This window comes from Streptomyces sp. DF42 (genome assembly GCF_058267695.1).
In genome coordinates, this window is sequence record NZ_CM177859.1 from 7,198,493 (window position 1) to 7,224,268 (window position 25,776).

At 70.5% G+C, this 25,776-nt stretch carries 21 protein-coding genes and 4 pseudogenes; 15 read left to right on the top strand and 10 right to left on the bottom strand.

The genetic code is table 11. The features are described 5' to 3' along the window. Positions 1-6: 6 nt before the first annotated feature. The 5 genes and pseudogenes from ACYUED_RS32995 to ACYUED_RS33015 form a co-directional block, all read right to left on the bottom strand. Entirely contained in the window at positions 7-885 is an 879-nt protein-coding gene (locus ACYUED_RS32995; RefSeq protein WP_491288092.1) for an intradiol ring-cleavage dioxygenase, read from the bottom strand. A gap of 6 nt (positions 886-891) precedes the next feature. Further along, entirely contained in the window at positions 892-2,649 is a 1,758-nt protein-coding gene (locus ACYUED_RS33000; RefSeq protein ID WP_491288095.1) for an FAD-dependent oxidoreductase, read from the bottom strand. Beyond that, positions 2,646-3,743, bottom strand: a complete 1,098-nt coding sequence (locus tag ACYUED_RS33005; protein ID WP_491288096.1) for an alpha/beta hydrolase — start codon at positions 3,741-3,743, stop codon at positions 2,646-2,648. Before ACYUED_RS33005 ends, ACYUED_RS33000 begins: the two co-directional genes overlap by 4 nt. Before the next feature lie 242 nt (positions 3,744-3,985). After that, the gene (locus ACYUED_RS33010) at positions 3,986-4,339 is read right to left on the bottom strand and encodes an RICIN domain-containing protein (RefSeq protein WP_491294537.1); all 354 of its coding nucleotides are present in this window, start codon (positions 4,337-4,339) and stop codon (positions 3,986-3,988) included. Beyond that, a pseudogene (locus tag ACYUED_RS33015) lies at positions 4,311-4,523 on the bottom strand (RICIN domain-containing protein); the annotation flags it as partial. The gene ACYUED_RS33010 and the pseudogene ACYUED_RS33015, both read right to left, overlap by 29 nt. Positions 4,524-4,669: 146 nt before the next feature. Here ACYUED_RS33015 and ACYUED_RS33020 point away from each other — a divergent pair. Both ACYUED_RS33020 and ACYUED_RS33025 read left to right on the top strand, forming a co-directional pair. Continuing rightward, positions 4,670-4,837 (top strand): annotated as a pseudogene (locus ACYUED_RS33020) (ATP-binding protein); the annotation flags it as partial. Positions 4,838-4,968: 131 nt separating this feature from the next. Further along, positions 4,969-6,363, top strand: a complete 1,395-nt coding sequence (locus ACYUED_RS33025) for a glycoside hydrolase family 43 protein (protein WP_491288098.1) — start codon at positions 4,969-4,971, stop codon at positions 6,361-6,363. A gap of 395 nt (positions 6,364-6,758) precedes the next feature. Here the strand turns inward: ACYUED_RS33025 and ACYUED_RS33030 are convergent. Together ACYUED_RS33030 and ACYUED_RS33035 are read right to left on the bottom strand one after the other, a co-directional pair. Next, positions 6,759-7,148: pseudogene (locus tag ACYUED_RS33030) on the bottom strand (transposase family protein); the annotation flags it as partial. Positions 7,149-7,175: 27 nt separating this feature from the next. Further along, entirely contained in the window at positions 7,176-7,679 is a 504-nt protein-coding gene (locus ACYUED_RS33035; RefSeq protein WP_491288100.1) for a MarR family winged helix-turn-helix transcriptional regulator, read from the bottom strand. Between the two features lie 130 nt (positions 7,680-7,809). Here ACYUED_RS33035 and ACYUED_RS33040 point away from each other — a divergent pair, with 130 nt between their 5' ends. Together ACYUED_RS33040 and ACYUED_RS33045 are read left to right on the top strand one after the other, a co-directional pair. Then, positions 7,810-8,259 (top strand): DUF6069 family protein, encoded by a 450-nt coding sequence (locus ACYUED_RS33040; protein ID WP_491288102.1) that lies wholly within the window; start codon positions 7,810-7,812, stop codon positions 8,257-8,259. Positions 8,260-8,588: 329 nt separating this feature from the next. Then, entirely contained in the window at positions 8,589-9,857 is a 1,269-nt protein-coding gene (locus tag ACYUED_RS33045; protein WP_491288104.1) for an MFS transporter, read from the top strand. Between the two features lie 243 nt (positions 9,858-10,100). Here ACYUED_RS33045 and ACYUED_RS33050 read toward each other — a convergent pair whose 3' ends face one another. After that, positions 10,101-11,084 carry a LysR family transcriptional regulator gene (locus tag ACYUED_RS33050; protein WP_491288106.1) on the bottom strand — a complete coding sequence of 328 codons (984 nt, stop codon included), beginning with the start codon at positions 11,082-11,084 and terminating at the stop codon, positions 10,101-10,103. 119 nt (positions 11,085-11,203) lie between these two features. Here ACYUED_RS33050 and ACYUED_RS33055 point away from each other — a divergent pair, with 119 nt between their 5' ends. From ACYUED_RS33055 to ACYUED_RS33100, 10 genes are all read left to right on the top strand, one after another. Next, positions 11,204-12,187, top strand: coding sequence for a fumarylacetoacetate hydrolase family protein (locus ACYUED_RS33055; RefSeq protein ID WP_491288108.1), 984 nt, complete (start codon positions 11,204-11,206; stop codon positions 12,185-12,187). Further along, positions 12,184-13,182 (top strand): cyclase family protein, encoded by a 999-nt coding sequence (locus ACYUED_RS33060; RefSeq protein WP_491288110.1) that lies wholly within the window; start codon positions 12,184-12,186, stop codon positions 13,180-13,182. Before ACYUED_RS33055 ends, ACYUED_RS33060 begins: the two co-directional genes overlap by 4 nt. A gap of 153 nt (positions 13,183-13,335) precedes the next feature. Beyond that, positions 13,336-14,511: an FAD-dependent oxidoreductase gene (locus ACYUED_RS33065; RefSeq protein ID WP_491288112.1), complete on the top strand. Its 1,176-nt coding sequence runs from the start codon at positions 13,336-13,338 to the stop codon at positions 14,509-14,511. Beyond that, the gene (locus tag ACYUED_RS33070) at positions 14,508-15,518 is read left to right on the top strand and encodes an amidohydrolase family protein (RefSeq protein WP_491288114.1); all 1,011 of its coding nucleotides are present in this window, start codon (positions 14,508-14,510) and stop codon (positions 15,516-15,518) included. The genes ACYUED_RS33065 and ACYUED_RS33070 overlap by 4 nt, the downstream gene beginning before the upstream one ends. Positions 15,519-15,532: 14 nt before the next feature. Next, positions 15,533-16,471, top strand: coding sequence for a VOC family protein (locus ACYUED_RS33075; RefSeq protein WP_491288116.1), 939 nt, complete (start codon positions 15,533-15,535; stop codon positions 16,469-16,471). A 115-nt stretch (positions 16,472-16,586) separates the two neighbouring features. Next, entirely contained in the window at positions 16,587-17,558 is a 972-nt protein-coding gene (locus ACYUED_RS33080) for a fumarylacetoacetate hydrolase family protein (protein WP_491288118.1), read from the top strand. Beyond that, positions 17,555-18,331 (top strand): SDR family NAD(P)-dependent oxidoreductase, encoded by a 777-nt coding sequence (locus ACYUED_RS33085; RefSeq protein WP_491288119.1) that lies wholly within the window; start codon positions 17,555-17,557, stop codon positions 18,329-18,331. The genes ACYUED_RS33080 and ACYUED_RS33085 overlap by 4 nt, the downstream gene beginning before the upstream one ends. A 44-nt stretch (positions 18,332-18,375) precedes the next feature. Continuing rightward, positions 18,376-19,158 carry a CoA transferase subunit A gene (locus ACYUED_RS33090; RefSeq protein WP_491288121.1) on the top strand — a complete coding sequence of 261 codons (783 nt, stop codon included), beginning with the start codon at positions 18,376-18,378 and terminating at the stop codon, positions 19,156-19,158. A 20-nt stretch (positions 19,159-19,178) separates the two neighbouring features. Then, positions 19,179-19,814, top strand: a complete 636-nt coding sequence (locus ACYUED_RS33095; protein WP_491294538.1) for a CoA transferase subunit B — start codon at positions 19,179-19,181, stop codon at positions 19,812-19,814. 332 nt (positions 19,815-20,146) lie between these two features. Beyond that, positions 20,147-20,428 (top strand): hypothetical protein, encoded by a 282-nt coding sequence (locus tag ACYUED_RS33100; RefSeq protein ID WP_491288123.1) that lies wholly within the window; start codon positions 20,147-20,149, stop codon positions 20,426-20,428. On the opposite strand, the gene ACYUED_RS33105 is transcribed toward ACYUED_RS33100, so the two are convergent. Then, a complete protein-coding gene (locus tag ACYUED_RS33105; RefSeq protein ID WP_491288125.1) occupies positions 20,394-22,064 on the bottom strand; it encodes a PucR family transcriptional regulator in 1,671 nt (556 codons plus the stop codon). The two genes, ACYUED_RS33100 and ACYUED_RS33105, sit on opposite strands and share 35 nt — an antisense overlap. Before the next feature lie 172 nt (positions 22,065-22,236). Here ACYUED_RS33105 and ACYUED_RS33110 point away from each other — a divergent pair. Further along, a pseudogene (locus tag ACYUED_RS33110) lies at positions 22,237-22,665 on the top strand (aldehyde dehydrogenase family protein); the annotation flags it as partial. 196 nt (positions 22,666-22,861) lie between these two features. On the opposite strand, the gene ACYUED_RS33115 reads toward ACYUED_RS33110, so the two are convergent. After that, the gene (locus ACYUED_RS33115) at positions 22,862-25,513 is read right to left on the bottom strand and encodes a WD40/YVTN/BNR-like repeat-containing protein (protein WP_491288127.1); all 2,652 of its coding nucleotides are present in this window, start codon (positions 25,511-25,513) and stop codon (positions 22,862-22,864) included. Positions 25,514-25,776: the final 263 nt, after the last annotated feature.

Consider the following 25,776-nt stretch of genomic DNA (forward strand, 5'->3'; position numbering starts at 1 on the left):
GTTCCCTCACGCGATCACCGGTTGCAGCACGATGTCGAAGCGCGCCCGGCGGAAGGGGTTGGCCAGGCCCAACTCCGCGGCCTCCTCGGGGGAGTCCACCTCGACGAACTCCTCGACCAGGCTCTCCCTCACGGCGAAGACCGCGTCCGACTCCAGATAGTCGCTGCCCGCCACGAAGATGTGCGTCGTCACTGTGCTGTACCCCTCGGCGCCCACGATGAAGTGGACATGGGCCGGACGGTAGGGGTGACGGCCGGTCGCCTCCAGCAGCGAGCCGACCGGCCCGTCCGTCGGAATGGGATACGGGCTCGGAACGCACGAGCGGAACCAGAACCGCCCCTCCGCGTCCGCTGTGAACAGCCCGCGCCCATTGCCCGGCGGTTGCTTCTTCGGCTGCTGGACGTCGTAGAAGCCCTGGTCGTCGGCCTGCCACACGTCCAGCGTCGCGGCGGGCAGCGGGGTGCCGTCGACGGAGACGACCCGTCCGCTGATCACACACGGCTCGCCGCCGCCGACCAGATCGATGTTCGCCCCGAGTTCACGGACCGGGGACTCGGTCATGTGGAAGGGGCCGAGCACCGTCGAGTCGGTCGCGGCGGCCGCCTTGTGGTCGTTGATCGTCTCGACGAGCATCGACACTCCCAGGACGTCCGACAGCAGGATGAACTCCTGCCGGGTGTCGTCGCACATGTGGCCGGTTGCTGTGAGGAAGTCGATCGCCCGCTCCCACTCGGCCTGGGTCGGCTCGATGTCCCGTACGAAATCGTGCAGGTGACGCGTCAGGGAGGCCAGCACCTCGCGCAGTCGGGGATCGGAGGTGTGGGCGAAGCTTTCCAGCACCGCCGTCGTCGTCGCGGTCTTCGCGGTCTTCGCGGTGAGGTCCATGGCCGCTCAGCCCCGTCCGAGGATCTGCCGCAGTGCGTCCCTCAGTGCGGCCGTGACGTCATCGGCGGCGTCCTGGCGGCGGAAGGCCACGTGGTTGTCCGGCCGCACCAGCAGCGCGCCCGAGTCGCCGATCTCCCGCAGTCGGGCCCAGTCCCCGTACGGGTCCTCGTACTCCTGGCCGGGGCCGATGACCGCTGTGGCGATTCCCAGGCCGAACTCCTTGCCGAGGATGCGGGCGGCCTCCGTCCAGGGCTCGCCGCCGATGCCGGTGATCAGGGTGAACCGGCCGTTCCCGCCCAGGTCCAGGGTGGACAGATTGCGGGTGCCCGCGGAGAGCCAGGCGTGCGGGAGCTTGGCGCCGGGGCGGGTGCTCGGCTGGAAGTGCAGCTCGGGGTCGCGTGCGAAGCCGGGGTCCTCGGTGCCGTCCGGGACGATCGCGGCGGAGGTGTAGCGCTGGTTGAGGTCCACGCCGTGGGCGTTGAACTCGTATGCCTTGAAGGCGATCGCCTCCCGCAGCCGCGCCCGCTGCTCCTCGGCCTCCGTAGTGGCGTCCTTGCGGGCGGCGATGGTCCGCCACAGCTGCTCGGGGGTCTGCGGCGCCAAGCCGCCGAGCGCCTCGAAGACGGGTGCCGTCTCACCGATGGACTGGTTGGCCCGGGTGACGACCTGCTTGCCGACCGGTGCGCGCTCGTCACTGTAGGTGTCCAGCAGGGACGGGGACGCGGTGCCGTCCAGGACGAGCTTCAGCTTCCACGCCAGGTTGTAGGAGTCCTGGATGGAGGTGTTGGAGCCCAGCCCGTTGGACGGTGGGTGCCGGTGGCAGGCGTCGCCCGCGCAGAACACCCGGCCGCTGGAGTACGTCTCGGCGTACATCTCGTTGACCGTCCACGCGGAGGACGACTTGATGGTCACCGGGATCTCGTCGTCGCCGATCAGCTTGCGGACGACGGACAGGGCGTACTCCTCGGTGAGGTCCGGCGGCCCGGCGTCGACGTCGTAGCCCCACACGATCAGCCACTCGTTCCACGTCCGTACGCAGCGCACCAGGCCGGCGCCGATGCCGCCCACGGTCGCGCCGGGGGCCAGCACCCAGTAGAGGGTGGCGGGTCGGTGCGCCACGTACTTGGTGAGGTCCGCGTCGAAGACGATGTTGATGCTGCCGGCCACGCCCATCTGGCCGCCCATCGGCAGCCCGGCGTCCTCGGCCACCTTGCTGCGGCCGCCGTCCGCGCCGATCAGGTACTTGGCGCGGATGGTGTACGTGTCGCCGCGCAGCCGGTCGCGGACCATGGCGGTCACGCCGTCGGCGTCCTGCTCGTGCGACAGGTACTCGGTGCCGAACCGCAGTTGGCTTCCGCGTGCGACGGCCGCGTTCACGAGCACCGGCTCCATGAGGTGTTGCGGCATGTCGCACATGCGGGTGGGGCTCGCCAGCTCGTGCGCGGCCTGCACGAGCGGTTCGTTGCCCCAGGACCTCAGCCGGCCGAGCTCCTCGCCCGCGATGGCGGTGCAGAAGACGGTGTTGCCCATCAGATGCTGCGGGGTGGCCTGGGCGATCACATCCTCTTCGACACCCAGGTCACGCAGCACTTCCATGGTGCGCTGGTTGGTGATGTGCGCCCGGGGCGTGTCCGCGAGGCGTGAGTAGCGGGTGGCCATGACGTTCGGCACGCCATAGGTGCTCAGCGCCAGTGCGGCGCTCGCTCCCGCGGGCCCGCTTCCCACGATGAGCACCTCGGTCTCGACGGTCGGCACGGTTGTCATCGGGACGTTTCCTCCACTGCCGCCAGTCGCTTGTTCAGCCAGGTCATCAGTACCTCGGCCACGTCGTCGGAGTTCTTCTCGCCCATGGGCAGGTGACCGTTGCCCGTGAGCCCCAGGTCCGCCAGGCGCAGCAACTCGACGTCGGCACCGGCCTGGGCGAGGTAGTCGGCGACACCGTGCTGGAACGGCGCGAACGGCGAGGTGTCGGCCGCGACCACGGCGATCGGGAAGCCCTGGAGCCCTGGCAGGGACCGCACGGGGCCGGCCTTTTCGTCCTGGACGAGGCAGTCCTGCAGCCCGTCGCCCCCGGCCTCGCGCAGCCGGAGGCGCAGTTCCTCCGGGGTCCGCGCCGGCGGCTCGTAAGTGATCGGGGCCGCGGTGAGCCCCCACTCCAGCTTTCCGAGGCCGGGCAGTTCGATGAACGGCGGCCCCATCGGCTCGATGGAGACAATGGCCTTTACCCGCCCGGGCCGGGCATCGGCGACCAGCCAGCCGAACGGCGCCCCCATGGAGTGGGTGATCAGCACGGCCGGTCCGATACGGTCCAGCAACTCGGCCCCGCAGCGCCGCATCTGCTCCTCGTTCTCGGCGAAGGTGGGCAGCGTCGGGCCCTGGCCCGCCATCAACTGGTCCAGCGCGGAGTCGTCGCCGACCTCGCCGCTGCCGGGCCACTGGCTGCCAGGTCGTTCGGCCCCGTCGCAAAACAGCCAGCGGATGAACTCGTACGTCGGCGCCGCGCCCTCGATGGGCCCGAGGACATCGGGGTGGTAGGGGGAGCGCCCGTGCCCCGGACGGTCGACCACGTACACGGCGAAACCGGCCTGGACGAACCGGGTGGCCCAGCCGGGGCGGCCGTCAGGCGTCGACAGGTAGTCCGTGCCCTGGCCGCCGCCCCCGTGGACCATCACCACGGGCAGCGGATACCGGAGATCGGCCGGGATCTGGTACTGGACGTACATCGCGGCCTCGGCGGCGGTCCCGGCCTCGGTCGGCTTGCGCCCGACACCGACCCAGAACGCGCCTTGCTCGCTGATCGTCAACGGCGAGGCGGCACGGGCCGGCTCGGCGGTTCCGGGTGGTGGAGAGATGGTCATCGGCGAACCTCCGTCACGGCGTCTGCGCCCATGCCCAGCACTATTGGTGACCGGCTCCCGGGCGGTCCAATGCCGGTTGGGGACGCCGTGATGCATGGCGCTCATCAGCGTCCCCGAGGGCGGCTACTTCACCGGGAAGGTGCGCGTGGCGGCGACGGTGACCAGGGCGTCGGTGTAGAGCGCGGCCTCCAGCTGCTCGACGACCGGCAGTTTGTGCTGCGGGTCGCGGTCGGAGAGGCCGGTCAGGTGGAAGCTGCCGGTGCCGACCCGTCGCTTGGCGCGCACGACGTCGAAGGACGACTCCACGAACTCGGCGACGACGGGCGGCTCACCGGGTAGTACTTGAAGCTGAGGCCCGGCAGCCAAGTGATCAGACGGCCGCTCGGGCTGCGGCCGCGGCCTGCACCTCGCGGGCCGTGAGGCCGTAGTGCTCGCGGAAGGTACCCGTCGGTGGCGACCCAGGAGAACTGCTGGTTCGTGCCGGCGTGGCAGCGGAACTGGATGATGCCGGCACCGTCGGCGGTGGACGCGGCGTTCACGTCCAGGCACTTGCCGCTGTTTGAGGCTCTCGATCTGGAAGTGACCGCTGCCCGCATCGACGAAGCGCCACTGCTGCCAGGGCTTGCCGTTCCAGGTGTACTGGCCGATCTTCGCGCCGTCGTCGGTGTTGGGTGCCTGGACGTCCATGACCTTGCCGCTGTTGCGGTTGGCCAACCGGTAGTAGGTCACCGCCGGTTCACCGGAGGGCACGGTGAGCGCCGTATCCGTGGCCACCGGCACGCCGAGGTTCGGCGATCCGTCCGCGTTCCAGGTGATCTTCTGGATCCGGGTGGTGCGGGTGGCGCCGCAGCCCTGGGTGGACGAGGAGTTGGCGTGGTTACAGTGGACGATCCAGTCCTCGGTGCCGTCCGGAGACTTGAAGAAGATATCCCGCCGAGGAGATCAGGGACACTCTCGCGCTGCCGGACCACGTCCAGGTGCTGCTGTGCGACGCGCGGGAGCGGGAGTCGTGCCGGGATGTGCTGATCGCGTTGAGCGACCAGTTGATCGCGGCGGCGAAGACAAGCGCGACATCCATGGGACGCGCGGGTTGATGGCCGGAATCCCAGCAATTTCGACAGAAAGATTGACCGGTAAGCGTCTCGTCCTTACTGTCTGATCGATTCACCGAACCTCGTTCGATATATCGACACCGTCTGCCTCCCCGCCCCCCGATGGAGCACGCATGACCGCTGCCGCCCACCCCTCCCGCCGCCGCTTCCTCGGTATGGCCGCGACAGTGCCCATGGCCGCGACAGGCGCGCTGGCCCTGGGCGCCGGGACCGCCCACGCGGCCGACTCGGCGTACGTCATGTGCTACTTCACCGAGTCGACCACCCTGGGCGAGGGCACTGACTACGGCCTGCACCTCGCCGTCAGCACCGACGGACTGGAGTGGATGCCGCTCAACCAGAACAACCCCGTCGTCACCCCCACCGAGGGTGCCGTGGGCCTGCGCGACCCGTTCATCCTGCGCAAGCAGGACGGTACGTTCGTGGTGCTCGCCACCGACCTCAAGGGCACCGACTGGACGTACAACAGCCAGTACATCCACGTCTGGTACTCGACCGACCTGCGCACCTTCACCGGCTACCACCGGCTGAAGCTGCATGACATGGTCACCCACAGCTGGGCGCCGGAGGCGTTCTGGGACGCGGGCCGCGGCCAGTACGCGATCATCTACTCGTCGGTCAACTCCAGCGGCCACAACGTGATCATGGTCAACTACACGACCGACTTCGTCACGGTCTCGGCGCCGCAGGTCTTCTTCGACCCCGGGTACGACGCGATCGACGGCGACATGACGGTGGGCGTGAACGGCGTCAACTATCTCTACTTCAAGAACAACAGGAACGGGACGCTGCTGGGCGCCCGCTCCACCTCGCTCGCCCCGGGCAGCTTCACGCCCTTCACTCCGGCCGTCTCACACGGCGGCACCGAGGCTCCGGCCGTCGTCAAGTCCCTCACCTCCAGCACCTACTGGATGTGGGGAGACACCTACACACCCAACGGCGTCTTCTACGCCTGGCAGACCACCGACCTGGCGGCCGGCACCTGGACCCCGCTCGACCAGCGGACGTACACCCAGCCGCTCAACTCCAAGCACTGCGGCATCACCACGATCACCACGACCGAATACGACAACCTCGTCGCCAAGTGGGGCACCCCTACCTGGAACCGGCTGAAGTCGTACAACTTCCCCGACCGCTACGTCCGGCACAGCAACTACCTGGGACGCATCGACCCGTACCCCATCGACCCGCCCTCCGACTCCCAGTGGAAGCTGGTGCCCGGCCTGGCCGACAGCTCCGGGGTCTCCTTCCAGTCGGTCAGCTTCCCGACCCGGTACCTCAGGCACTACAACTACGCGCTCCAGCTGGACGTGAACAACGGGACGTCGACGTTCGCCCAGGACGCCACCTTCTACCGGACGGCGGGGCTGGCCGACTCCTCCTGGTCGTCGTTCCGCTCGTACAACTACCCGACGCGCTACATCCGGCACTCGAACTACGCTCTGCGCATTGACCCGATCTCGACCACGACGGAGAAGAAGGACGCCACGTTCCACGTCGGCTACTGAGCCGCGCCGGCCGGACGGCTACAACCGAGCGAGGTCCGCCGGCAGTTCGGCCGCCGTCGACACGTCCGCCGTCAGCGGGCGGTCGTCGGCGCCGCGGCCGCCACGGCGAAGGCAAGGGCCGAAGGCGGCCCCGGGGGCAGGTGCAACGCCCGTGTCCTGCACGGCGTCCTCGGGGTCGGCGGCCGAGCCGAGCAGACGGTACGCGAGTGAGGCCAGCCGGCCCCGGCCGGCCTTGAACCGATCAGTGTCCGGGCTGTCCCTGCGAAGCGGCTTACGCAGCGGCCCTTGCACCGGCCCGGTCAGGCGCGGTGGCCAGGCGGTGCTTGTGCTTCGGCATGCCGAAGGTCGGGCGATGCCCCACCGGGCCCCCTTGGGGACGCCCGACTTCAGCCGCGGCGTCCGGCCGCCCAGGCGAGCCGGGTGTCGGCATCGATCACGACCTGGTGGTTGGTCGAGTACCGGTAATTCTCCGGCTGCTGGGCAACGCCGTGATCGACCGTGGGGACCAGGGTGCCGTCCACGACCAGCACGGTGTCCTTGCGGAACGGCTTGCGTCGCTGGACGGCGAGCGCAGGTCCGAGGTGGTCGATGATGCGGTCCGCTGCGGACTTGGACACCCCGCACAGCGGCGCCGGCTGGCGCAGGGTCAGGTCAGTCCGCCAGTACGCGGCGACCAACAGCACGCGGCCCTCGAGCGGCAGGCTCCACGGCTGGCCCTTGCGCACCGGATCCGCATCCTCGCGCCGCAACGCGGTGATCACCTTGCCGAACTGACGCAGGCTCAGCCCGGTGAACGGCGCAGGTTCTCGGCGTCAGCGGCGATGCCACGGCAGGGCCGCCGGGTAGGCGTCCTCCTCGCCGGCCTGCTTGAGGGAGGTAACCACGGTGGCGGTGATGGTGGCGAGTTGCTCCACCTGTTCGGGGCTGAGGGCGTCGAACACCACGCGGCGTACGGCAGCAACATGGCCGGGGGCGGCCTTGGTCATCAACTCCATGCCGGCATCGGTGAGTTCGGCCAGCTGGCCGCGTCCGTCGGCCGGATCCTCCCGGCGCCGCACGTAGCCCGACTCCTCCAGGCGGATCACCGCGCGCGTGAGGCGGCTGCGGGTGAACTTCAACTGCTCGGCGAGCAAGGACATCCCCAGGGCGCGGTCGGGTGCCACGGACAGGCGGCCAAGGAGGCTGTAGTCCGCGTGCGTCATGGCCGCGTCGCGCCGCAACTGCTGATCGAGGTAGTCGTTCAGCAGCGTCGAGCAGTCGAGGTAGTTGATCCAGGCTCGCAGCTCTTCGGGAGTGAGCCACCGGGGGGATGTCATGGTGGCCACTTTAACCGAGGTGTTTGCCTGATCAAACACTTCGGAGTAGCGTCCCGCATGTTTGAGGAATCAAACGTCCGCCTTTCCGGCGCTGCACCTGTCGTTCTTGAGCTCTCCGCAGGAGGTCCCCATGTCCGGTTCCGTCCCCGAAGCCGCCCCGTCCGCCCCGCCCGCGCCGCGCTCCCGCGGCCTGACCGTGGTCGCGGGGCTTCTCGCGGCGGCTGTCGTGGCCGTGCTCGGAAACGTGGTGGTCGCGTTGCTCGCCCGCGCGGCGGGGGCGTCGGGCGATTTCGCTCCGCTGCACCTCTCCGCGTACGGGCCGCTGACGGTGTTCGGCGTCGTCCTCGGCGCCATAGGCTGGGCGGTCGTCCGTCGTGTGGCCAAGAACCCGGCGGGGCTGCTGCGGTGGCTGGTGCCCGTGCTCGTGGTCGTGTCGTTCGGGCCCGACCTGTCCCTCCTCGGTGGCGGTACGCCCGGCAGTGGGCCGCTGGCCGTCGCCGCGCTGATGGTGATGCATGTGGTGGTCGCGGTCGTCGCCGTCGCCGCCTATCGGCGCATCCTGCCGCTGCCCGTCCGCTGACGCTGCCCGGCGTGCGCCACGTGTCGGCTGTCGGCGGTGTCCCGGAGGCCTGGACGACCGAGCTCCGGGACACCGCTGTTCGCGCGCAGGTACGGTCGTGCACGTGTTCCGTCCGCGTGACGGTTGCCCATCCCATCCACAGCGTGGATAACCCGGATACGGGATTCGGATCGCGCAGGGGATGGCACCGGCGCTTTGGCGCCCCCATAGTCGTCGCTACCGCACACCGCTGTCCGGATGCCGCCGGCGTGCGAGCTTCCCCAGCATGCCGTGCGCCGCCGGCGCCCGTGAGGCATGCCCACTCCCTTACACCGCCCCCTGGAGTCGCCATGCCCGGTTCCGTGCCCCCGCCGCCTCACGCGGCGGTCGATGACACCACTCCGTCAGCCGCCGCCGTCTCGGGCCCGGCCCATCTGCTGCGGGTGACCCTTCTGATGGCGGGCAGCTGTCTGCCGATCCTGGGGGCGGTGCTGATCGCCCCGGTACTGCCGAAGATGCAGGACCACTTCGCGTCGGTCCCGGGGGCCAAGGCGCTGGTGCCCCTCGCGCTGACCGTCCCGGCGCTGGCGCTGGCGCTGCTGGCCCCGTTCGCCGGGGTGATCGTGGACCGGGTGGGCCGCAAGCGCCTGCTGGTCGTGGCGACCGTCCTGTACGCGCTGTTCGGCACGGCACCGCTGTGGCTGGACTCGCTGGGCGGCATCATCGCCAGCCGGGCCCTGGTCGGGGTCGCCGAGGCCGCGATCATGACCTGCTGCACGACTCTGATCGGCGACTATTACAGCGGTCACCGGCGGGTGAAGTACCTCGCCCTGCAGACCATGTGCGCCTCCGCGTCGGCCACCGTCTTCTTCGTGCTCGGCGGCGCCGCCGGATCGGTGGGCTGGCGCGTGCCCTTCTGGGTCTACGCCGTGAGCCTGGCGCTCGCCCCGCTGATGGCGACCGCCCTGCCCAACCCGGCGGCCCGTGCGGACGGCGAGGAGACTCCGGCCGAGACGGAGGCCCGCCGCTCGTTCCCCTGGCGGCAGTTGGGCGGCATCTGTGCCCTCACCTTCTTCGGGGCGATGGTCTTCTACACCGTCCCGGTGGAGATGTCGTACCTGCTCGACGACCTCGGGGTGGAGAACACCGGCGTGATCGGACTGGCCACCGCGATCGCCAGTGCCGCGACCGTGGGCGGAGCGGTCACCTTCGCCCGGCTGGGGCGTTCTCCCGACCCGATGCTGCCCGCCGTCTTCGCGGTCTGCGCGGTCGGCTTCGGGGTGATGTTCCTCGCGGGCAATGCCCCGCTGCTGGTCATCGGGGCGGTCGTCAACTGTCTGGGCACCGGCATGCTGCTGCCCGCCCTTCTCACCAGTGCCATGTCCCGCCTGGCGTTCGAGGACCGCGGCCGTGGGACGGGGTTGTGGATGACGGCGTTCTTCGGCGGTGAGTTCATCTGCCCGCTGGTGCTGCTCGCCGGGGAGTCCGCGGTCGGCAGTCTCGCCGGTGCGGTGGGCGTGCTGGGGCTGGCCGCCGCCGTCGTCGCGGCGGGGCTGTGGGCGGCCCGCCGCCGGGTGGGCGCCGTCGATCCCCGGCCGTTGCCGGAGCAGTTGGCCTGAGGGGCTGTCCGGCGGATCATGCCGCAGACGCGGGGTCAGGCACGCCCACCTGCGGCGTTGTCGTCGGTTGCCGACGCTCCGCGTCGACGCCCTCCTCCGCCTTGCAGTTGGACGCACCAGACCCCGCTCACCTGGGCCGATGAGTCACCGCTGCTTTCCTGCGACTTGATCCGCCGGACAGCCCCGAGGGCGTGCGGGAAGACCGCCGAGAGCGCGTCGATCACGGGCTGCCGCCGGGCCCGGTCAGAGCCGGCCCGGCGGCAACCCCGCGCTCTGGTCGACGGGCACGGCCTTCCCTGGGTCCTTGCCATGGCTGTAGCCGTTGCCCGCCAGCGTCGCGCCCACTTCCGCGGCCTTCTGCCGCAGCCAGATGTGGCCCGCGTCCTGAGCGTGCACCGGGTGCCACCACATCGCCTCCCGCACCGGTACCGCCTCGAAGGGGCAGGGCAGGACGCGCACCGCGGCCGATCGGACCGCCTTGCGCGCCAGGCGCTCCTGGATCATCGCGATCCGGCGGGTGCCCTCGACCATGAGGGGCAGTAGCTGGAAGGTCTGCACGGACACCTCCACCTGGGGACTGATCCCTATCATGCTGAGCTGGCGGGCGGCCGGGGCGTCGTAGGGACGCTGGTAGACGGCCCAGGGCAGACGCCCCAGCTGGTCCAGGGAGAGTTCGTCACCGATCTCGGGGTGATCGTCGGCGACCAGGAACAGCCAGCGGTCCTGGTGGAGGTCGACGGCGGGCAAGCCGTCGATGATGCCGTGCGGCATCAGCAGTCCGTCGACGGTGCTCAGCACCGCGGCGGTGTTCTCCACGACGGACGGTGCCGGGTGCTGGAAGGTGAGCCGGATGCCGGGCGCCTCCTCGTGCAGGGTGCGCGCGAGTGCGGCACCGAACACGGCCGCCCCGTAGTCGGAGGCGAGCAGGGTGAACTCACGTGACTCCGCCGCCGGGTCGAAGTCGGCCTGGCTGGCGAAGACCCGCTCCAGCAGGTCGCACGCGGTGGCGCTGCGGTCGCGCAGCGCGGCGCCGAGCGGAGTCAGCTCGTAGGCGTTGCCGGTGCGGGCGAGCAATTCGTCGTCGAAATGGCGGCGCAGCCGGGACAGCGCGGCGCTCATGGCCGGCTGGCTGAGTCCGATGCGCTCGCCGGCCCGGGTGACATTGCGCTCCTCCAGCAGCGCGCGAAGGGCGAGGACCAGATTGAGGTCGAGTCGGGACAGGTTCACCGGCAACCACCTAGCAACGAGAGTCATCCATGACGTGGATTCGACACATCCACAGGATTAATTTCCGTGATTGGTCGATCGGGGTCAGAGTAGACCCCATCCCCGCAGGAGGAAATCTGATGGCAATGCTCGTGCAACCTGCCGGCCCGTTCGCGCTCGGCACCTTCTCCGCCCAGGACGGGGAGTCGTTTCCCGGCCTCCTGGCCCATGACCGGGTACTCGATCTGCGCAGCGCCCTGGACTGGGCGCCGTCGGATCTGCGCGCAGTCCTGGAGCGGTGGGAGGAGACCCTCCCCGTCCTGCGCACCCTGGCGGACGACGACTCCCTCGGCCGGCTGCCACTGGAGGGCCTGCGCGTGCACGCCCCCATCGAGCCGCGGCAGATCTTCCAGTCCGGCGCCAACTACCGGCAGCACGTGATCGATCTGGAGGTCGCCCACCGTTCCCCCGACGACCCCCGCACCGTCGAGGAGGCGCGCGCGGAGATCGCCGCGGTCATGGACCGCCGGGCCGCCGAGGACCTGCCCTACGTGTTCATCGGCCTGCCCAGCGCGATCACGGGCCCCTACGACGACGTGGTCCTGCCCGCCTGGGCCGAAAAGCCGGACTGGGAGCTGGAGTTGGCGGCCGTCGTCGCCAAGCCCGCCTACCGGGTGACGGTCGAGGAGGCCCTGGAGTACGTCGCCGGGTACACCATCGCCAACGACCTCACCGACCGCGCCACCGTGTTCCGCCGGGACATGAAGGCCATCGGCACCGACTGGCTGCGCTGCAAGAACGCTCCCGGTTTCACGCCGCTCGGCCCGTGGCTCGTACCCGCGGAGTCGATCGCGGACACCGGTGACCTGCGGGTCACGCTCAAGCTGAACGGCGAGACCATGCAGGACGAGTCCACCAAGGACATGCTCTTCGGAGTCGCCCGGTTGGTGTCGTACGCCTCGCAGACGGCTCAACTCCTGCCCGGTGACCTGGTGTTGACCGGCAGCCCGGCCGGCAACGGCATCCACTGGGGACGCCTGCTGCGCGACGGCGACGTCATGGAGGGTTCCATCACCGGTCTGGGCGTGCAGCGCACCCGCTGTGTCGCGGAGGGAACGGCATGAGCCTGGACCGCCGCGACCCGGAGGGCGCGATAGCCGGGGCCGCCAAGGCGTACTCCAACTGGGGGCGTTGGGGTGAGGACGACGTGCTCGGCACGCTGAACTTCCTCGACGAGGCCAAGCGGCGCGAGGGTGCGGCGCTCGTGCGCCGGGGCGTGAGTTTCTCGCTGTCGCAGCGGTTCGACATGAACGGCCCGCAGAAGGGCTGGCGCCGGCGGACCAACCCGGTGCACACCATGCTCGACACGGGGACCGACGCGGCACTGGGCAACCAGGGTTTCCCGCACGGCATCGGCGGCGCGGACGACGTGATCGCGATGCCGCTGCAGTGCTCCACCCAGTGGGACGGCCTCGGGCACATCTTCGACCACGGCAAGGCGTGGAACGGACGGGCCGCCGAGCAGGTGGTCACCTCCGACGGAGACCTTGTCACCGGCATCGAGCACATGGCGCCGTACGTCGCGGGACGCGGCGTGCTGCTCGACGTGGGCCTGGTCGTCGGCACGGGTGGGGGCACCTCCCGCTCGAGCGGAGCCGAGAGTGGGGGAGAGCTGCCCGACGGGTTCGCCATCACCGAGGAGCACCTCGAGCAGACCGCTGAGGCCCATGGGGTGACCGTCGGCCGCGGCGACATCGTCCTCGTCCGTACCGGACGTCTCGCCCGCGCCCGGCGGGGAGGCTGGGGCGACTACGCGGGCGGCCCCGCGCCCGGCCTGTCGTTCACCACCGCCGGCTGGCTGCACGGCACCGAGATCGCCGCCATCGCCACCGACACCTGGGGTTTCGAGGTCCGCCCCAACGAGTTCGACAACGCCTTCCAGCCGCTGCACCAGGTCGTCATCCCCAACATGGGCCTGCTGATCGGCGAGATGTGGGACCTCGACGCACTCGCCGCCGACTGCGCCGACGACGGCGTGTACGAGTTCTGGCTCACCGCCGCTCCCCTCCCCATCACCGGAGCCGTCGGCTCCCCGGTCAACCCGATCGCCGTCAAGTAACCCGCACCACTGCCGGACGCGCCCTTCCCCGGACAGCAGCGGCGCATCCGGCCCCGCGCCCCCGTCCCCACCTCTGGCCCGCACTCGCAGCGGGCGAGCCGCAGCCCCCGCCGCCCGAAGTCGCGCGGCCCAACCCCGGGAGGAATCCCCGACATGGCTGACAGCCGCACTCTCTCCCAGCCTCCGGCCGGGGGCACACCCACCGTCCTGGTCATCGGCGGGGGCGCCTCAGGCAACGCCGTCACCATCCTGCTGCGCCGCGCCGGCATCGCCGTCGACCTGATCGAGGCCAGGCCGGACTGGAACGCCACCACCGGCTCCGGCATCACCCTCCAGGGCAACGCCCTGCGGGTCCTGCGCGAACTGGGCGTGTGGGAACAGGTGAAAGCCTCCGGATACGCCTTCGGCTCGCTGGGCGTGACCACCCCCGACGGCACCGTCCTGTTCGTCGCCGAGGACATCCAGACCGGCGGCGAGGACCTGCCCGCCACCCTCGGCATGCAGCGCCCCCAGCTGCAGCAGATCCTCATCGACACGGTCCGCGCCTCCGGCGCCGGCGTTCGCCTCGGCATCACCGCCGAAGCGCTGGAGCAGGACGCCGACGGCGTGTCGGTGCGCTTCAGCGACGGCAGCGAGGGCCGCTACGACCTGGTGATCGGCGCCGACGGAGTCAACTCCGCCACCCGCGCCGCGATCGGCATCACGGACAAACCCGAGCCGACCGGCATGGCCATCTGGCGCATCGCCGCCCCGCGGCCCGAGAGCGTGACGCGCACCGACCTCGCCTACGGCGGCCCCGCCTACATCGCCGGCTACTGCCCCACCAGCGAGCACACCATCTACGCGTACGTCGTCGAAGGGTGCCGCGACCGCGCCTCCATCGACCCGGCCACCTACGCCGACGAGATGCGCCGCCTGGCGCGGAGCTACGGCGGGGTCTGGCCGGAGATCACCGAGCACATCACCGACCCGAAGAAGGTCAACTACACCTGGTTCGACCGCCTGCTGGTCGAGGACTCCTGGCACCGGGGCCGGGTCGTGCTCATCGGCGACGCCGCCCACTGCTGCCCGCCCACCCTGGCCCAGGGCGCGGCCATGTCCCTGGAGGACGCCCTCGTCCTCGCCGAGCTGCTCAGCGGGGCCTTGGCCGACGGCCGGGACTGGGACGACGAGCTGCTCCGCGCCTACCACGACCGCCGCATTCCCCGGGTGCGCACCGTCGTCGAGGCGTCCATGCAGATCGGCCAGTGGCAGCTGGACGGTGTGCGCGACGCCGACATGGCGGGGCTGGTCGGCCGCACCATGAACCTCCTCAAGGAGCGCCCGTGACCACCACCGCATCCTCCGCGCCGACCATCGACGTCCACGCCCACCTCCTGCTCCCGGAGGTCGAGGAGGCCGTCGCCGGTCACCCCGGTCTCGCCGAGGCCCGCGCCCTCGACGCGCGCCGCAACGGCCCGGCGGCCCTGGCAGTGAACGGTCCGATGGTCGGCGCGCGCGTGCCGAAGCTGACGGACGCCGCGGTGCGCCTGACGGCCATGGACGCGCAGGGCGTGGACATCCAGCTGGTCAGCCCCTCGCCCTCCCACTACCACTACTGGGCCGAGGCCCAACTGGCCGAGAAGGTCTGCCGACTGGCCAACGAGGGCACCGCCGCACACTGTGCGAAGGCTCCCGACCGCCTGCACGGCCTGGGCCTGGTCCCGCTCCAGCATCCCGACCTCGCGGTCGGCCTGCTCGACCAGGCCCTGGACCAAGGGCTGAGTGGAGTGGAGATCTCCTCGCACGCGCCCGGCCACGAACTGTCGGACCCGGCGTACGAAGCCTTCTGGTCCCGTGCGGAGGAGACAGGCGCCCTGGTCTTCCTGCACCCGTTCGGCTGCTCCCTCGACGAGCGCCTGGACCAGTGGTACCTGTCCAACACCGTCGGCCAGCCCACCGAGAACGCGGTCGCCCTCTCCCACCTGATCTTCTCCGGTGTCCTGGACCGTCATCCGGGCCTGAAGCTGATCGCGGCGCACGGCGGCGGCTACCTGCCCACCCACATCGGCCGCTCGGACCACGCCTGGCGGGCCCGTCCCGACGCCCGGGGCTGTGAGCGGGAACCGAGCAGCTATCTGAAGCAGCTGTACTTCGACTCCCTCGTCCACGACCCCCAGGTGCTGCGGGAGCTGCTGCGAGCGGTCGGCCCGGAACGGGTCCTGCTCGGCTCCGACTTCCCCTTCGACATGGGCACCGACGACCCGCTCGGCGCGCTGCGCGCCGCGGACCTGCCCGACACCGACTTCCACTCCGTCCGCGGCACAAACGCCGCCGCTCTGCTCAACCTCGTCTGAGGAGGACCCCCCCCATGAATAACCGCCTGCTCACCCACCTCCGCCACGTCGACCTCGCCGTGCCGGACTACGACAAGCAACTCGACTTCTACGCCGGAGTCTGGGGCCTGACCAAGGTCGCCGAGGACTCCGGCATCTCCTTCCTCGCCGCCGAGGGCAGCCCGGAGCAGTACGTCGTCCGGCTGCGCAAGGCCGAGGAGAAGCGTCTCGACCTCGTGTCCTACGGTGCCGCGAGCCCGGCCGACGTGGACACCCTCGCCGAGCAACTCCTCGCCGGGGGCGTGCAGTTGATCTCCCAGCCGGGCAAGGTGGAAACACCCGGCGGTGGCTATGGCTTCCGCTTCTTCGACGTCGACGGGCGCACCATCGAGGTCTTGGCCGACGTCGAGGTGCGGCAGCACCGCAGGATCGAGGAGAAGGAGTCGATCCCGGTCAAGCTGTCGCACGTCGTCCTCAACTCGCCGGATCTGGACAAGACCAAGGCGTGGTACGAGGAGCACCTCGGCTTCCGGCTGTCCGACACGCTCGGTCATCCGCACATCGGCGACGTCATGCACTTCATGCGGATCAGCAACCAGCACCACTCCATGGCCATCGCCAAGGGCCCGCACACCTCGCTGCACCACATCTCCTTCGAGATGCGCGGGATCGACGAGTACATGCGCGGCTCCGGCCGGGTGATGCGCTCCGGCGCCCGCAAGATCTGGGGGCCGGGCCGGCACATGGCGGGCGACAACACCTTCACCTACTTCCTCGACCCGCACGGCAACACGGTGGAGTACACGACGGAGTTGGAGCTGCTGGACGAGGACACCTGGCACCCCCACGTCTACGACTTCTCGAAGCCCGAGGTCACCGACCAGTGGGGCACCGCCAACCCCATGAACGAACTGGTTACCAAGGAGTCCTTCAACGACGTCGACCGCGGCGTCTTCGTCGCTCCGCCGGTCTGATCGGCGGAGCCTTCAGTCCCCGGGGGCGCGGTTGCCCTGTCAACTGCCCTGACTCCCATGCCGCGCCCCCGGCCTTCGGGCCACCCCTCACGCCGACAGCCGACAGGAAACCGCCATGCGTTTCGCCGCGTACGAGTACCGCAACCGACGCCACGTGGCCGTCGTCTCAGAGGACGGCACGCTCCACCCCCTGCCCGGCGTCAGCTCACTGACCGGCCTGCTCGCCGAGGGCGGCGGCCTGCCCGAACTGCTCGACGCGGGCTCCGCGACCCTCGACGTCCCGGCCGGCCCCCACATCTCCGACGTACGACTGCTGGCGCCGCTCCAGCCGCCCACCGTGCGGGACTTCGTCACCTTCGAGGAACACGTCGAGGGCGTACGGCGGTCCGTGGACGGGGCTGCCGGGGTACCGGAGCGGTGGTACGCGGCCCCGACGTTCTACTTCGGCAACCCCCACGCGATGTACGGGCCGCACGACGACATCCCCATGCCGCCGGGGTCGAGCGTGCTCGACTTCGAGCTGGAGGTCGCCGCCGTGATCGGAAAGGAGGGCCGCGACCTCACGCCCGAGCAGGCCCGCGACCACATCGTCGGCTACACCGTCTTCAACGACTGGTCGGCACGGGACCTGCAGTCCGCCGAGATGAAGGTCGGCCTCGGCCCCTGCAAGGGCAAGGACACCGCCACCACGCTGGGTCCTTACCTGGTCACCGCCGACGAGCTGGGGAAGTACCGCGACGCGGACGGCTTCCTGCGCCTGGCGCTCACCGCCGAGATCAACGGCGAGGTCGTGGGCAAGGATCTGCTGTCCAACATGAGCTGGACCTTCGAGGAGATGGCCGCCTACGCCTCACGCGGCACCGTCGTCCGCCCCGGCGACGTCCTCGGTTCCGGGACCTGCGGAAACGGCGGCTGCCTCGCCGAGCTGTGGGGTGTACGGGGCGAGAAGTCCCCGCCTCCCCTGAAGCCCGGCGACACGGTCACCCTCACCGTCGAGGGCATCGGCTCCGTCTCCAACACCGTGGTGGCCGGCCCGGACCCCGTGACCGTTCCCGTCGCCCGACGCCGCACGAGGCAACGGCCGTGACCGATCTCCATCCCTGGGGGCACCTCCCGGCCGAAGGCTGGGGGAGGCTTCTCGGCCGGGTCGTCGTGGTCACGGGCGCGGCCGGTGGCCAGGGCGCCGCGGAGGCCGAGGCGCTCACCCGCGAGGGCGCCCGGGTGATCGCCACCGACGTCTCGGAGTCACCCGGCTGCCGCCGTCTCGACGTCACGAACGAGAAGGACTGGGCGGAACTCGCCGCCGACCTGCGTGAGGCGTACGGACAGGTGCACGGCCTGGTCAACAACGCGGGCGTCACCTGGCGGGCCCGGATCGACGACGTACGCCCCGAGGACATGGCCCGGGTCCACGCGGTCAACGTCACCGGCCCGCTGCTGGGCATCCAGCATCTTGCCCCGCTGATGCCACCCGGCTCCTCGATCGTGAACGTCGGCTCGTCCGCGGCGCTCACCGGCCACTACCCGGTCGCCTACACGGCCAGCAAGTGGGCGCTGCGCGGCCTGTCGCGGACCGCCGCCATGGAACTGGGGCCCGTCGGCATCCGCGTGAACATCGTCCACCCCGGCTTCATCGAAACGGACATGACCGCCTCCGCGGCGCCCGCTTTCCGAGAGGCGAACGTCCGCGAGACACCGCTCGGCCGCACCGGAACCGTCGACGAGATCACCCCGCTCGTCGTCTTCCTTCTCTCCGACGAGGCGTCCTTCATCACGGGGGCCGAGATACCGGTCGACGGCGGACTCACCGTGCACGGCGGCGCCAAGTCGATCTCTGACGCCCTGCGCGCGGACGCCTGAACCGGCGACCACGCAGGACAGCCACGACAGAAAGGCCCTCTCTCATGGACAAGGTCCGCGCGAGCGCCGCCGAGGCGGTCGTCGACATCCCCGACGGCGCGTCGCTGGCCGTCGGCGGCTTCGGCCTCAGCGGCATCCCCGGCGTGCTCATCCAGGCACTCCACGTCCAGGGCACCACCGGCCTGGAGGTCGTGTCGAACAACTGCGGTGTGGACGGGCGCGGACTGGGAGTCCTGCTGGCCGACGGCCGGATCGCCCGTGTCACGGGCAGTTACGTGGGCGAGAACAAGGAGTTCGCCCGTCAGTACCTGTCGGGCGAGCTGGAGGTGGAGCTGGTGCCGCAGGGCACGCTGGCCGAACGGCTGCGCGCCGGGGGAGTGGGCATCCCCGCCTTCTACACCCCGGCAGGGGTGGGCACCCAGGTGGCCAGGGGAGGGCTGCCCTGGCGTTACCGGCCCGACGGCACGGTCGCGGTGGCCTCCCCGCCCAAGGAGACCCGCGACTTCGCGGGCCGCGCGTACGTCCTGGAGCACGGCATCACCACCGACTTCGCCCTCGTACGGGCCTGGCGCGGCGACCGCCACGGGAACCTGGTCTTCCGTAAGTCCGCCGCCAACTTCAACCCGCCGGCCGCGATGGCGGGCAGCATCACCGTCGCCGAGGTGGAAGAGCTCGTCGAGCCGGGCGCGCTGAGCCCGGACGAAATCCACCTGCCGGGCATCTTCGTCCAGCGGATCGTGGTCCTCACCCCGACCGAGGCCGCCGACAAGCAGATCGAGCACCTTTCCCTTTCCGCGTCTTCGACACGAGGGGCCGTACGCGCATGAGCACCACCCTCGGAACGCAGCTGGGCTGGACCCGGGACCAGATGGCCGCCCGCGCCGCCGCCGAACTCACCCACGGCGCCTACGTCAACCTCGGCATCGGCCTGCCCACCCTCATCCCCGGCCACCTGCCCCCGGACGTCCATGTGGTCCTGCACTCCGAGAACGGCATCCTGGGCACAGGCCCGTACCCGACCGAGGCCGAGGTCGACCCCGACCTGATCAACGCGGGCAAGGAGACCGTCACGGTGCTGCCCGGGGCCTCCTTCTTCGACTCGGCCCTGTCCTTCGGCATGATCCGGGGCGGCCACATCGACACTGCCGTGCTCGGCGCGATGCAGGTCTCCGCCGCAGGCGACCTGGCCAACTGGATGATCCCGGGCAAGATGGTCAAGGGCATGGGCGGCGCGATGGACCTCGTCCACGGCGCCCGCCGCGTCATCGTCCTGATGGAACACACCGCCAAGGACGGCAGCCCGAAAATCCTCACCGAATGCACCCTGCCGCTCACCGGCGAACAGTGCGTCCACCGCATCATCACCGACCTCGGCGTCCTCGACGTCACACCCGAGGGCCTCGCTCTCGTGGAATGCGCGCCGGATGTCACCGCCGAGGACATCGCCGCCCGCACCGACGCACCTCTGATCCGGAAGTCGTGAACCATGGACGCGTCGGGCGGGCAGGGACCACGGTTGCTGCCCGCCCGGGCGTCGGTGGGCACGGTGCACCTTGTGGGCCGCGGCCTCTGTCGCCGGAGGTGCCGTCGGCGCGCCCGGCGCGTGCCGCTTCGCGGGAGGCTCCCCATGGCCGCCGTGACGGGTGCCCCGACCTCGGCACCACGTGGGAGTGGTTCGACTTCGGCTCGTACGGCGCGATGTCCTCGACTCGTCTTCGCCGGCGTGGGTGACCGGCTCGGCTTCTGCTGATCCTGCTGCCCCGCGTACAGGGCTTCAGCCTGAGCGCGGAGTCCACGGCGGCGCACATCATGGCGATGGCGTACGCGCCGCCGGGCCGTCGCGCGCTGTACGGGGCCGTGGCGAACATGGGCTCGTCGGCTGGGCAGGTCCTCATCGCGGTGACCCCGCTCGGGCTGCGCAGCATGATGGGCGAGGACGCCTTCGTCTCCTCGGCCTGGCGGATCCGACCGGGAGGGACCGACGCCCATGACTTCAGCGGGCATCCGTTGCCTTCCGCCGCCGCGCTGGTCCTCTTGACCGGCTCCACGTGCCTGACCGGTTCTACGTACCTTGTCCGCCGTCCGCGCGGAATCTGAGGACGTCGAATGCGGTGAGGGCCACATGCAGTTCCGTGCAGTTCTCGCCGGATTCGAGGTCGCAGTCCAGAAGGCGCTCGATGGTGCGCAGGCGTTGGTAGACGGTCTCCCGCGACAGCCCGCCTCGGCGTGCGGCCGTGGTCTTGTTGCCTGCCGCGTCCAGATAGAGGCGCAGGGTCGTCAGCAGCTCGCTGCCGTGCCGGGAGTCGTGGTCGATGAGGCGGCCGAGCCGTCGCTCGGCGTAGTCCTGGATGCGGGTGTCCTCACGCAGTGCGTACAGCAGGCGCCGCAGGCCGATGTCGGACAGCTCGTGGAAGGAGCGGTCCGACGGGAGGGGCTGGCCGGGTGGGGTGGCCTCGGCGACGCGGGCCGCCTCGTGGAAGGAGCGGGCGCTGTCCCGGAGGTCCGTGACCTCCGAGCCGACGGTCACGATCGCCTGCGACACCAAGGCACGCGTGGAGCTGCCCACGTGTTCGACGGCGGGCCGCCACGGCTGGGTGGGACGCAGGGCCAACAGGATGCCGAGACGGCCCGGAGCCAGCTCGCCGACGAGCGCCGGTGCCCCCGCCGCCTGGAGCTCCTGGGGAAGACGGCCCTCCAGCACCGCGCTGCCGTCCGCCGTGGGGAGGTCGACGAGGATGGCGCGGTACCGCCTGTCTTCGGTGGGCAGGCCCAGTGCGGCGATGCGGGCCCGGGCGTCCTCGGGTGAGCGGTGGCGCTGACCCGCCAGGTCCTGCAAAGCATTTCGGTGTGCCGTGCGTTCCCAGGGCGTGGGGTGAATGAGGCGGGCGACGGTCAGGGCCATCGCTGTCCTCTCCAGCACGGTGACGGGCTCCGGCGCAGAGGCCGGCCCGGCGGCTCCGGCCGGGAGCATGACCACCCGGCCCCAGCGCTCACCCTGGTACTCCACGGGAGCGACGAGCCAGCCGGCCGTGCCGCTGCCGTCGGCTCCGAACGGGATCTCTCGGGAGCGCTCCTCCCAGTTGCAGAGTGCCTCTTCCGCCGTGTTGCCGGAGGGCTCACACATCAGTGCCTGGTGCATCAGGTTTTCCAGGACGACCGTGTGGCCGCTCATCTCGGCCGCCGCGCGCACCACCTCCTCCGGGCCGGCCCCGCGCAAGGTCAGGGCGGTGAACGCCTCGTGGATCCGCTGGGTCCGGCGCATCGCCTCGGCCTGGTTGCCGAGGATGAGGCTGTGGACGACCTGAGTGACCTCAAGGAAGTTGACGTCCTTGGCCAGGGTGATCAGCGGGAGGCCGCGGGCGTGGCAGGCGTGCACGAGCGCGTCGGGCGGGCGGTGGTAGCGCCGTACGAGTTCGATCACCAGAGCCGCCGCATGGACGTCGGCGAGTTCGTCGACGTACCGGCGCACGCCCGCGGCGTCGTCGGGCAGGGGCATGCCGGTGGTCAGGACGAGTTCGCCGCCCTTGAGGAAGGAGGCGGGGTCCGTCAGCTCGGTGATGTGGACCCAGCGCACCGGCCGGTCGAGGTGGATGACACCGGTGACGACGTGGGGCTGTCCGGCGGCCAGGACGGGAAGGGCGAGCACATCGGCGACGGTCGGCGTATGGCCTGCGGTGGCCGCGGTGAGGTCGTCCGTTGTCGGCGGACGAGCCCTGGTGCGGTGGTCGTTCACGGTGTCTCCAGGGGCCCTGCTCGCGCGGAGCCGCGAGTTCGGGGAATGCCCTGTCACTCTGACAAGCGCCGCTGACCTGCGCAAGAGGCAGCCCACAGTGGCTGCCGTGGCGAAGAGCGACGGCTGCGGTGCCGCGAGGTGGACACAACGTCCGGACGCAGTGCCCAGGCCGGACCTCGTCGCCGACGCGGTGGAGCGCGGCGCCCGGGTCCTGGTCGGCGGCCGTACCCCCGAGGGGCAGGGCTGCTTCTACCCGCCGACCGTACTCACGGACGTCACCCCTGACAGCCGCCTGATGGGCACGGAGATCTTCGGTCCCGTCGCGGCGATCCCCAGCTTCGACGACGAGGACGAGGTGGTGAGCCGCGCCAACGACACCCTCCGGGGACTCGTCGGCTACGTCTTCACCGAGGGACTCGACCGTGCGCTGCGGGTGAGCGAGCGGCTGGAGGTGGGCATGGTGGGGCTGAACACGGGTCTCGTGTCCAACCCGGCCGCACCCTTCGGCGGGGTCAAGCAGTCCGGCCTCGGTCGCGAGGGCGGCCGGGTGGGCCTCGACGAGTTCCTGGAGTACCAGTACCTCGCGGTGCCCGTGGGATGACGGCGGTCCTCCTGCTCGATCCGCGCCAGTAGTTCTTGCCGACGCCGTGTGGTGAGCAGGGACCCCGCGACGCCGGCCTTCCGCGCGTTCTTCGGCCGGTCGTGGTCGCGTGGCTGTGTACCCGCAAACCTCGCTGACGCAGGGGTGACCCCGGAGGACGGGATCACCCCTGCGACACCCTTTCGGCATCGCTGAGTCAGTCGCAGTCGCGCACCCTGATCGTGTAGATGCCGCGGCCGTGGGTGGCCGCGTACAGCGACCGACCGTCGGGGCTCAGCTTCAGTTGGAGTACGGCGACGGCCGGGAGGCTGCCGACGCGCTGCCACGTCGTGCGGCCGGGCGCCCGGTAGACGACACCGAGGTCGGTGCCCACGGCGAGGCCCCCGTTCGGAGTGACGACGGCGGAGTCGGTCGGCACGTCGGGGAGGTTCTTGGAGATGTCCTTCCAGGTGGTGCCGCCGTCCTTGGACTCGAAGACGTGGCCGACGCCGGCGCCCGGACCCTCGGTCCACTGCCGGGAGAAGCCGTTGACCGTGAGGTAGACGTGGCCTGCGCTCTTCGGGTCGATGGCGAAGCCGCTGAGGTAGCGGTTGGGCACCGTCCCGTCGACGGGCAGGGTGATGTCGTGCCAGCCCGTTCCGTCCGCGTTGCCGACGGAGATGCCGCGGGTGAAGCCCTGGTTGTTGCAGGGGCCGCACCAGGCCGCGTACACCGTGCCGCCCGAGGCCGCGACGGCGGTCGCGGTGCGGCCGGCGCCGAGGTCGTACAGGCTCTTCCACTCCGAGCCGCTGCGGATGGCGTATCCCTTGGTCTGCGCCCAGATGTGCCGGCCGCCCGCGATCCACGTCGAGGAGTTCTTCGCGTCGGCCGCGAGCGGGGCGATGAAGCGGGCCTCGCTGGTCGCGTTGTCGGCCGGGGCGACGTTGTACGAGGTGGCCTTGTTGGGGTCGGTGACCCAACTGCCGTCGTTCACGGCGCAGTTCTGGGTGACCTGGATGGAGAGGTAGACGTACTCCTCGGCGATGTTGCACCCGTTGGCCGGGTCGGTGAGGGTGTCGCCGCCGTCGCCGCCGAAGTCGGAGCCCATCACACGGTCGTTGCTGCGCAGGATGGACTGGCCGTTGTCCTGCAGGCCGCCGGTCACGGAGACGCCGCCGTGGTCCAGGTCCTTGCCGACGCCCACCGAGTAGTACTGGAGGGTGTCGATGGTGCCGTCGTTGAGTGAGGTCCAGTCGGTGGCGTGTCCGGAGGTGTCCTGCGAGCCGTCGACCGGGCGCTTGTAGACGCCACCGTCGTTGCCGGCGTAGACGAAGCTCTTGCCGTGGTAGCTGCCGATCGCGACGCCGTGCTGGTCGGAGTGGGTGGTCTGGTTGCAGTCGCCGGTCTGCTTGGCCGGGTCGATGGACCAGCAGGGGAAGGTGAAGTTCCAGTACGGGCCGACGGTGGACCAGGTGCTGCCGCCGTCCTTGGTCTCGTAGACCTCCTCAAGACCCGCGTACACGTGGTCGGCGTGCGCCGGGTCGACGGCCAGGAACTGGTTGTACCAGGCTTGTACGCCCGGCATGTAGCCGCTGGTGGTCAGTGCCGAGCCGTCGGCGGCCAGGCCCTTGTAGTCGGCGATCTTCGTCCAGGAGCCGGTGGGGGAGCCGGACTTGGAGACGTAGATGCCCTCCAGGCCGCTGTCCGGGTTGGTGTTCAGCTGCTCGGGCGACTGGTCGATGGCGTAGTAGCGGGAGCCGTCGGCCGAGCGGGCGAAGGTGACGTTGCCGACGTCATCCGGGTCGACCGGCAGGTCGCCCAGACCACTGGTGATCCGCGTCCAGGCGCCGCTGGAGTTCTTGGTGTAGAAGCCGTTGTAGTCGTCGCCGCTGCGCCAGCCGACCGCGAGGACGACCTTGCTCGAATCCTTCGGGTCGATCGCGATGTCGTTGGCGATGTTCTTGTACGGGGCCGACGGGTCGCTTGCCTTCGAACCGCCCAGCAGATAGTCGGGGTTGGGCGCGAACTCGAGCTTCCAGTGGCCCTTCAGTGTCTTGGTGGAGTGGCTCCACACGCCTTCGCTGGTCGCCGCCCACACCTTGCCGCCGCCGAAGCGCAGCTCGTGGATGGTGGTGGACTCCAGTTCGTCGCCGCCGACCCGGCTACGGGTGGAGAAGGCGCCGTGGTGCGGGTGGGGCAGGACGTAGACGCCGCTGCCGAGGTAGGCGTCCGCATTGGTGGTCGCCTCGCCGGTGCCCAGCCACAGCCGTCCGCCACCGTCGAGTGCGAGCGCGCCGGTGGACTGTGCCGGCAGCCGGTCGCTGATGGGGTGCCAGTGCCCGCCGCCGGAGCGGGAGCGCCACACGCCGCCGCCCGCACTGCCCGCGTACACGTACCCGTCGTCGTCGGCGGCCATCGCGGCCATCCGGCCGGTGACGTTGCCCGAGCCGCCGCTGGAGTTGGAGTCGATGTCCCGGTAGCGCGGGTCGTCGGAGTTGTACGGCTGGTCGGTGACTTCGCGCCAACTGCCGCCGGTGCTCCGCAGGTTGGTCAGGTCGTCCCAGGCGGCACCGTACGCGCCCGGCGCGACGACGCCCGGCGAGGTACGCGCCTCGGCGTACTGGTCCGCGCCCTCGGCTATCTCGTCGGCCTCGTTGCCGTCGTCGCCGTCTCCGTCTCCGCCCTTCAGGCTGGGGCTCATGGAGCCCACCGACTGCTCGCGCTGGGCGGCGAGCCGGGCGAGGCTGCGGGCGCCGAAGGGGCTGTTGTTCTGGCCGGAGGCGGCGCTTGCGGGTATCGCGACAAGTGCGGCGGTTGCAGTGATGGCGCAGCTCGTGAGCCATCGTCTCTTGCGGGTTGGTGCTGACACCAGATCCTCCCAAACGGGCATGCGTACGGCCGTCGCTGGGACCTGATCACGGGCGGGACGGCGTGTCCGAAACTTGGACAGTCTTTGACCAGAACCTGTCACTTCGTGTACGGGGTGTGGATCGGGCGAGAGATCGGCGGCTTGCCGGCCTGCTGCTGTCGATTCCGGCCTCGGTGCCCCGCCTCCGCCTGAGCCCCGCTCGCCGATCGGGCAGGCGCATGACTGCCGTCGGCAATCGCGTCGGTGGATGATGGGCGGCACGG